Source organism: Micrococcus sp. HMSC31B01, from assembly GCF_001816085.1.
GTDB classification, from domain to species: Bacteria; Actinomycetota; Actinomycetes; order Actinomycetales; family Micrococcaceae; genus Micrococcus; species Micrococcus luteus.
In genome coordinates, this window is record NZ_KV825329.1 from 1 (window position 1) to 1,574 (window position 1,574).

2 protein-coding genes are annotated in these 1,574 nt (G+C 75.2%); both read right to left on the bottom strand.

What is annotated here, in order from left to right; genetic code table 11:
• Positions 1 to 44: 44 nt before the first annotated feature.
• On the bottom strand, positions 45 to 1,031 hold the full coding sequence (locus tag HMPREF3105_RS10300; protein ID WP_020621731.1) for an L-lactate dehydrogenase: 987 nt from the start codon (positions 1,029 to 1,031) through the stop codon (positions 45 to 47).
• Between the two features lie 96 nt (positions 1,032 to 1,127).
• Positions 1,128 to 1,574, bottom strand: a 447-nt coding sequence (locus HMPREF3105_RS10305; protein ID WP_141762506.1) for a CGNR zinc finger domain-containing protein, incomplete at its 5' end; no start/stop codon positions are given.

Consider the following 1,574-nt stretch of genomic DNA (forward strand, 5'->3'; position numbering starts at 1 on the left):
GGGCGGCACCGGAGGCGACGCCCCGCGCGCCTGAGGCCGGCGCCTCAGAACCCGAGGCTGCGTGCCTCCCGCCGCAGCGCGTCCGCCGAGGCGTGCAGCGCCCGCATCTCCGTGGCGTCCAGCTCGGTCTGGATCACGCGGGTCACGCCGCCGCGCCCCACCACGGACGGCAGGGACAGGGCGACGTCCGAGAGCCCGTGGACGCCGTCGAGCACGGTGGAGACCGGCAGAATGGCGTGCTGGTCGCGCAGGATCGCCTCGAGCAGGCGGGTCGTGGCCACGCCGACCGCGTACGTGGTGGCGCCCTTGCCCTGGATCACCTCGTACGCGGCGTGCACCACGGTGTCCGCGACTTCGTCCAGGTCGGCGCGGGTGAACAGCGGGTCGGCCGGCGTCGGCCACTCGAGGAGGGGCGTCGGGCCGATGCGCGCCGAGCTCCACGCGGGGAACTCCGTGTCCCCGTGCTCGCCGAGGATGGCCGCGTGCACCGACGACGCGTGGACCTGCGCCCGCGACGCCAGCAGCCACCGCAGGCGGGACGTGTCCAGCAGGGTGCCCGAGCCGATCACCCGGCCGGCCGGCAGGCCGGTGAGGCGCTGGGCCACCAGCGTGAGGACGTCCACGGGATTGGTGACGAGCACGATCAGCGCGTCCGGCGCGTGCGCCTGCACCTGGGGCAGCAGGCCGCGCAGGATCTCCACGTTGTGCGCGCCGAGGTCGAGGCGGGTCTGCCCCGGCTTCTGCTTGGCGCCGGCCGTGATCACGACGACCTCGCAGCCGGCCAGGACGTCCGGGTCCGCGCCGCCGGTCATCGCGGATGCAGAGGTGAACGGGGTGCCGTGGGCCAGGTCGAGGACCTCGGCGCGGACCTTGGGCTCGTCGATGTCGTAGAGGGCGACCTCGCGGGCGACGCCGCGGATCAGCGCCGCGTAGCAGATCGCGGTGCCGACGCCGCCGGCCCCCACGACGCCGACCTTGCGGTGGGCGGGTCCGAGGGACGCGGGGGTGTGGGCGGGGGTGTGCTCGCTCATGTCTCGCAGGCTAGGGGCGTCCGGCCGGCCGACGGAACCAGAGGCCGCCCCGTCCCCCGATGTTCAGCGGCGGGTCACCTGGCGGGTGGGGCCGGGTCAGTCCTTCTTCTTGTCCGACTTCTTCTTGCGGGCCTTCTTCTCCGCCTTCCTGCGCTCCTTCTTCTCCTTCTTGGTCTCCCGGCGGGGCTCGTCGGCGGCGGCCTCGGAGTCCACGGCGGCCTCGGGCGCCTCGGAGTCCACGACGGCCTCCGGCGCCTCCGCCTCCTCCGGCCCGGCCGGATCCGCCGCGGGGGCGGACTCCGCCGCCTCGGCCAGCCGTGCCCGGTAGGAGCGCACGTGGGTGCGGTTGGCGCAGTTGGCCTCGTCGCAGAACCGCTTGGACCGGTTCCGGCTGGCGTCCACGAGCGCGTTCTCGCAGTCCTCGCCCTCGCACACGCGCAGGCGGGTCAGCTCGCCGTCCATCGCGGTCTCCGCCAGCGCGAGGGCGGCCATCGCGGCCAGCCGCTCCACCGCGTCGGCGGGGACCTGCGCCGGTGCCAGCCC

What these genes read in the sequence shown, in the direction of transcription:
- HMPREF3105_RS10300 (WP_020621731.1), bottom strand. Translation starts at nt 1,031, where the DNA reads ATGAGCGAGCACACCCCCGCCCACACCCCCGCGTCCCTCGGACCCGCC.